This is a genomic window from Mycolicibacterium houstonense, assembly GCF_900078665.2.
GTDB lineage: Bacteria > Actinomycetota > Actinomycetes > Mycobacteriales > Mycobacteriaceae > Mycobacterium > Mycobacterium houstonense.
In genome coordinates, this window is sequence record NZ_LT546207.1 from 2,473,055 (window position 1) to 2,479,227 (window position 6,173).

General features: G+C 68.9%; 5 protein-coding genes and 5 pseudogenes (1 of these 10 cut by a window edge). 4 read left to right on the plus strand and 6 right to left on the minus strand.

Annotated features, from left to right (window positions below; genetic code table 11):
- From BN4332_RS33680 to BN4332_RS12400, 5 genes and pseudogenes are all read right to left on the minus strand, one after another.
- Nucleotides 1-467, minus strand: a pseudogene (locus BN4332_RS33680) (PLP-dependent cysteine synthase family protein); it reaches 745 nt to the left of the window's first position.
- A gap of 102 nt (nt 468-569) precedes the next feature.
- Complete coding sequence (lpqS, locus tag BN4332_RS12385) at nt 570-965, minus strand: putative copper homeostasis (lipo)protein LpqS (protein WP_066898717.1); 396 nt, start codon at nt 963-965, stop codon at nt 570-572.
- Nucleotides 966-1,065: 100 nt separating this feature from the next.
- Nucleotides 1,066-3,282: a heavy metal translocating P-type ATPase gene (locus BN4332_RS12390; protein WP_066898718.1), complete on the minus strand. Its 2,217-nt coding sequence runs from the start codon at nt 3,280-3,282 to the stop codon at nt 1,066-1,068.
- Nucleotides 3,279-4,106 carry a DUF8832 domain-containing protein gene (locus BN4332_RS12395; protein WP_066898719.1) on the minus strand — a complete coding sequence of 276 codons (828 nt, stop codon included), beginning with the start codon at nt 4,104-4,106 and terminating at the stop codon, nt 3,279-3,281. The genes BN4332_RS12390 and BN4332_RS12395 overlap by 4 nt, the downstream gene beginning before the upstream one ends.
- Nucleotides 4,107-4,119: 13 nt before the next feature.
- A complete protein-coding gene (locus tag BN4332_RS12400) occupies nt 4,120-4,326 on the minus strand; it encodes a heavy-metal-associated domain-containing protein (RefSeq protein ID WP_066898720.1) in 207 nt (68 codons plus the stop codon).
- A gap of 99 nt (nt 4,327-4,425) precedes the next feature.
- Between BN4332_RS12400 and BN4332_RS35460 the strand changes: the two are divergent.
- The 3 pseudogenes from BN4332_RS35460 to BN4332_RS12410 all read left to right on the plus strand — a co-directional run.
- Nucleotides 4,426-4,722, plus strand: a pseudogene (locus BN4332_RS35460) (response regulator); the annotation flags it as partial.
- 171 nt (nt 4,723-4,893) lie between these two features.
- Nucleotides 4,894-4,986: pseudogene (locus tag BN4332_RS35465) on the plus strand (winged helix-turn-helix domain-containing protein); the annotation flags it as partial.
- 55 nt (nt 4,987-5,041) lie between these two features.
- Nucleotides 5,042-5,239, plus strand: a pseudogene (locus BN4332_RS12410) (ATP-binding protein); the annotation flags it as partial.
- Here the strand turns inward: BN4332_RS12410 and BN4332_RS12415 are convergent.
- A pseudogene (locus BN4332_RS12415) lies at nt 5,236-5,742 on the minus strand (DUF305 domain-containing protein); the annotation flags it as partial. The pseudogenes BN4332_RS12410 and BN4332_RS12415 overlap by 4 nt on opposite strands.
- A 26-nt stretch (nt 5,743-5,768) precedes the next feature.
- Here BN4332_RS12415 and BN4332_RS12420 point away from each other — a divergent pair.
- The coding region (locus BN4332_RS12420; protein WP_338066771.1) for a sensor histidine kinase at nt 5,769-6,173 on the plus strand (405 nt) is incomplete at its 3' end.

The following is a 6,173-nucleotide window of genomic DNA, read 5'->3' on the forward strand; positions in this document are numbered from 1 at the left end:
AACCAGGCGTTGTCGTGGGCGGCGAGCAGCTCGCCCACCCGGTCCCGGCGGGCCTGCTGCCAACCGCCGGTCGGATGCGGTTCGGTGACGATCGAGATCTCGGCGCCATAGGCGGTGAGCATGCGCTCGATGATGGGCTCCAGCCCTGGATCGGTCACCAGCGTCACCGGATGGTGATAGATCGTCCCGGCGAATGCCAGGCCCAGACCCAGGGTGCCGCTGGTCGATTCGATGATGCGACCGCCCGGTCGCAGATCTCCCCTGGCTCTGGCCTGCTCGACCATGTGCATGGCCGGGCGGTCTTTCATCCCGCCCGGGTTGAAGCCTTCGAGTTTGGCCCAGAATCCGCGTCCGTCTTCAGTAAACGGAGCGGACACCCAAAGGGTGGGAGTGTGGCCGACCATGGTGTTGGCCCCACGGTTCCGGCGCAGGACATGGAAGGAACGGGTGGAAAGGACATGGTTCATTGATTCGTCGTTTCTGTTCGGCGCCGCACTGACGACGGCAGGTGACCTGGACAGCGTTGGGACGACGGCGCATTGCGCGCTGTTCCGTCCCGCGCTGGCCGATCAGCGGCGCGCGATACAGATCCGGTTGAGCAGAGTGCGACCGGCGAGTGGGACACGGTGCCGGTCCGGCGGGCCACGGTTGGCCCGGGCCAGGGCACAGGCACACAGCACCGCGCAGCCCACGATGAACGTGACGACCGACAACGCGGCCAGGGTGACGCTGGTCCGAGGCAGCACCGCGGCGGTGAAGCTCTCCGGCATGTGCGATGCCGAATTGTCGCTGATGTGAGGGTGGTCCAGCATCGTCGCGGCGCTGTCCGCACCGATCGCGGCAGCGACCGCGTGCGGCAGGTGCACCGGGTGCTCGTGGGATGTCGCCTGCTGCCACTGCCCGGCAAGCGTCGCTGCCCACAACACCACCGCCATCATGGCTGCCAGCCGTGACAGTGATTGCATGCGAGAGCTGCCCGGTATCACGATGTTTCCAACTGTAGCAAGGGGAGGTAAACGATTCCGGTTGTGCGCGAATCGAATCCAGCCCGTGACAGATTTGCGATCATCGGAATCTTCTCAGCCTCAGGCTGTTGGTGACCACGAACACCGACGAGAACGCCATCGCCGCACCGGCCAGCATCGGGTTGAGCAGTCCGGCCGCGGCCAGCGGCAGGGCCGCGACGTTGTAGGCGAACGCCCAGAACAGATTGCCTTTGATGGTGGCCAGGGTACGCCTGGACAACCGGATGGCGTCGGCGGCCGCCCGCAGGTCGCCGCGTACCAGGGTCAGGTCACTGGCCTCGATCGCGACATCGGTGCCGGTGCCCATGGCCAGGCCCAGATCAGCCTGCGCCAGCGCCGCGGCGTCGTTGACACCGTCGCCGACCATGGCCACCACGCGGCCTTCGGATTGCAGTCGTTTGACCACGTCGACCTTGTCTTGCGGCAGGACCTCGGCGTAAACCTCCTGCACACCAACCTGTTCGGCGATCGCGTGCGCGGCGGCCTCGTTGTCGCCGGTCAGCATGATCGGTTCCAGGCCCAGCGCGCGCAGCTGTCCGATCGCCTCCTTCGAGGTGGGCTTGACGGCGTCGGCGACCACCAGCACGCCGCGGGCCTGCCCGTCCCACCCCACGGCGATGGCCGTGCGGCCCTGAGCCTGAGCTTCGCGCATCGCGGTGTCGAGCTCGGGTGTCAACCGCTGGGACCAGTCAGCCAGGAGCGCGGGCCGGCCCACCACCAGGGCGTGGCCGTCGGCAACGCCCTGCACGCCGAGCCCCGCCACGTTCGTGAAGCCCTCCACCGCGGGCAGCTCCCCCACCTTGGCGCGGGCGCCATCGGCGATGGCGCGGGCGATCGGATGCTCGGAGCCGTCCTCGACCGCCCCGGCCAACCGCAGCACCTCGGTGGGTTCCTCGCCGGCCGCGGGGATCACCTCGAGCAGGGTCATCGCGCCGGTGGTCACCGTCCCGGTCTTGTCCAGCACCACGGTGTCCACGCGACGGGTGGACTCCAGCACCTCGGGTCCCTTGATCAGGATTCCGAGCTGGGCGCCGCGCCCCGTGCCGACCAGCAGCGCGGTCGGGGTGGCCAGGCCCAATGCACACGGGCAGGCGATGATCAGGACCGCCACCGCGGCGGTGAATGCCGCGGCCACCGATCCCCCGGTTCCCATCCAGAAACCGAGGGTGCCGACCGCGAGCGCGATGACGATGGGGACGAAAACCGCCGAGACCCTGTCGGCCAGGCGCTGCGCCTGGGCCTTTCCGGACTGGGCATCCTCGACCAGCCTGGCCATCTGCGCCAGCTGGGTGTCGGAACCGATCCGCTTGGCCCGCACCACGATCCGGCCGCCGACGTTGACCGTCGCCCCGACCACCTGGTCACCCGGGCCGACCTCGACCGGCACGGACTCGCCGGTGAGCATGGAGGCGTCAACCGCCGATGCGCCATCGACCACCTCGCCGTCGGTGGCGATCTTCTCGCCGGGCCGGACCACGAACTCGTCGCCGACGCTCAGTGACTCGATGGGAATGCGTTGTTCCACACCGTCTCTCAGGACCGAGACGTCCTTGGCCCCGAGCTCGAGCAAGGCGCGCAACGCGGCACCGGCGCGCCGCTTGGACCGCGCCTCGAAATACCGGCCGGCCAGGATGAAGGTGGTGACGCCGGCGGCGACCTCCAGATAGATGTTGCCGGTGCCATCGGTATGCGAGATGGATAGCGAGAACGGGTGTGTCATGCCCGGCGTCCCGGCGGAGCCGAAGAACAGGGCGTACAGCGACCAGCCGAATGCGGCGATGGTGCCCATCGAGATGAGCGTGTCCATCGTGGCGGTGCCGTGACGCAGATTGGTCCAGGCGGCGCGGTGGAACGGCAGCGCGCCCCACACCACGACCGGGGCGGCCAGGGTCAGCGAGAGCCACTGCCAGTTGGTGAACTGCAGCGCCGGGACCATCGCCATCGCCACCACCGGGATGGTGAGCACGGCCGCCACGATCAGCCGGGTGCGCAGCGCGGCCGTCGGATCGTCCTCGGCGTTGTTCTCCTGCGGTTCGGCGGTGGGCAGGTGCGCGGTGTAACCCGCCGTCTCCACGGCTTCGATCAGCTGCTCGGGCGACACCTCACCGGCGATGTCGACGGTGGCCTTCTCGGTAGCGAAGTTGACCGTCGCGGTGACGCCGTCGAGCTTGTTGAGCTTGCGCTCGATCCGGGTGGCGCACGAGGCGCACGTCATCCCGCCGATCGCCAGTTCGACATGTTCGGCCGCGGTGGTCACGATGCCTCCTCAACGGTGAATTCGGCGGTGTGCACCGCATCGCGGTGCTTGAAGTCCAGGAACAGCCGGTACGTTCCGGCGCTGGGAAGTGTGGTGTGGAAGGCGATCTCCGGGCCCGGTGGGGTGGCCGGGTCGGCCGCGTCGCTCATCGGATGGACGTGCAGGTACTCCAGGTCCGACGCGCGCACCGCCACCAGGTGCCCGTAGGCGCCCAGGTAGGGCTGCAGATCGGTGACGGGTTTGCCGTCCCGGCTCACCGAGAGCATCAACTCCGACGCCTCGCCGGCCGTGCCCACCCCGGCGAGGGTGACGGTGTACCCGTCGACCGTGGCGGTGGTGGCCGGCGCGGGCAGCGGCTGCGGCCGGTAGACCCCTTCGACGGTCAGGTCGGCGCCGAGGGTCACCGCGCCACCGTCGCCCGTGACGAAGTCGGCGAACACCCGGTAGTCACCGGGGGCGGTCAGGTCCACCGGAACGCTCCAGGTGCCCTTGCCCTCGCCACTGTCGTCGAGCACCGGGTGCACGTGCTGGTAGGTGGCCAGATCGCGGCGCACCACGATGAGATGCAACAGCTTCTCGTGGCTCTCCACGTAGTCGGTCACGGGTGCGCCGTTGCCGTCGATGACGCGGAACCGCAGCGGGACCGCGCCGCCGGACGGCAGCCGCGACTCATCGAGTTCGAGCGTGTACCCGGCGTCGTGGCCGGAGCCGTGCCCGGCGGCCGGGGTGCTGCGCGGAGCCACCGCCGAGCCGATCCCGAAGGACAGCGCGAACACGGCGACGAGGCCCACGACGAACCCGATGAGCTTCTGCGGCGCACTCATGGTCGACCCCTGGCTACCCTGCAACGGCGTAGCCGGCCTCGACCACGGCGTCGTTGATCGCCGCCGGATCGAGCTGACCCTCGCTGCTGATGGTCACCAGCCCGGTCGCCACGTCGACCTCGACGCCGTGCACACCGGGAATGGCACCGACCTCTTCTCGCACCGACGTCGCGCAGTGGCCGCAGGTCATGCCGGTCACGGTGACGGTCTGGGTGTTCATCCGATTTCCTCCTGAATCAGGCTTGCTGTCATTTCATACTATACCCCCCTAGGGTATTAAATGCACAGCTCCCCCGCCCTGCTGCTGCACTATGGGCTCATGGAGCACATTCCGGGTGGTTACCGGGCCCTGGTGGTCGACGACGAAGCCCCGCTGGCCGCGGTCATCGCGAGCTACCTGACCCGCGAACAGTTCGAGGTCAGCGTCGCCCACGACGGGTCCGAAGCCGTGCGACTGGCCCGGGAGGTCGACCCCGACGTCGTCGTCCTCGACCTCGGCCTGCCCGGGATCGACGGCGTGGAGGCCTGTCGCCAGCTGCGCACGTTCTCCGACGCGTACGTGGTGATGCTGACCGCCCGCGACACCGAGGTGGACACCATCGTGGGCCTGTCGGTGGGCGCCGACGACTACATGACCAAACCCTTCAGCCCTCGCGAACTGGTGGCCCGGATCCGCGCGATGCTGCGCCGGCCCCGCACGTCCACCCCGGCCACCGACGGCCGGGTGTTCGGCGCCCTGCGCATCGACGTCGACGGCCGTCAGGTCTTCCTCGACGACGAACCGATCATGCTGACCCGCACCGAATTCGACGTGCTCGTCGCGCTCTCGGCCCGGCCGGGGGTGGCGCTGAGCCGGCGACAGATCCTGGAATCCGTCTGGGAGACAACCTATGTCGGTAACGAACATCTCGTCGACGTCCACATCGGTCACCTCCGCCGNGCATCTGCCCCATGTCTTCGAACGCTTCTACCGCGCCGATACCGCCCGCGACCGCGACCACGGCGGCTCGGGCATCGGCCTGGCGATCGTGAAGGCCCTGGTCGAGGCCCACGGCGGGCGCATCAGCGTGACCAGCTCCAGCGCCGGTCCCGACGCCGGGACGACCTTCACGATCATCCTGCCGACCGGTTAGAGCGTGCCCAGGATCTGGCGCATGGTGTCGATCTCCTGCTTCTGAGTCGCCACGATGGTGCGGGCCATCTCGACCGCCGGCGGGTACTGACCGTCGTCGATCTCGTCCTCGGCCATGGTGATCGCGCCCTCGTGGTGGGCGATCATGTGCGTCAGGTACAGCTTGGCCGCCTCGACGCCCTGTGCGTCACGTAGCGCGTTCATATCGGCCTCCGACACCATGCCCTCCATGGCGGGCATGTCTTCCGGCATGCCGCCTTCGGGCATGCCGCCGTGGCCCATGTCACCGTGCCCCATGTCGCCCTTCGGGGTCGACGGCATCGGCGGCATCGGCGGGTTGCCCCAAGCCTGCAGCCACCCCTGCATCTGGGCGATCTCGGGACCCTGCGCGGCCTTGATCTGGGTGGCCAGCTCACTGACCCGCGGATCGATGTCCTTCTTGGTCAGCAGACCTTCGCTCATCTCGACGGCCTGCTGATGGTGCGGAATCATGTGCTGCGCGAACANAGGCCGAGGAGACCCCGGCCACGGTGACCCCGTCCCCGGTGGCTGCGCATACCGTGGTCGCGGCCGCGGTCGCCGCCGCCCAGGACCGCTTCGACGACAAAGGCGTGGGGCTGCACCGGCGGGTACCCGAGAATCTGCCGTCCCTGTGGGCCGATCCGCACCGGCTGGCGCAGATCCTGGGCAACCTGCTCGACAACGCTCTGCGCCACACCCCGGCCGGGGGCCAGGTGACGATCGAGGCGGGCATGAGCGCGGACTCCGATACGGTCGAACTGACCGTGACCGACACCGGTGAGGGAATCCCGGCCGAGCATCTGCCCCATGTCTTCGAACGCTTCTACCGCGCCGATACCGCCCGCGACCGCGACCACGGCGGCTCGGGCATCGGCCTGGCGATCGTGAAGGCCCTGGTCGAGGCCCACGGCGGG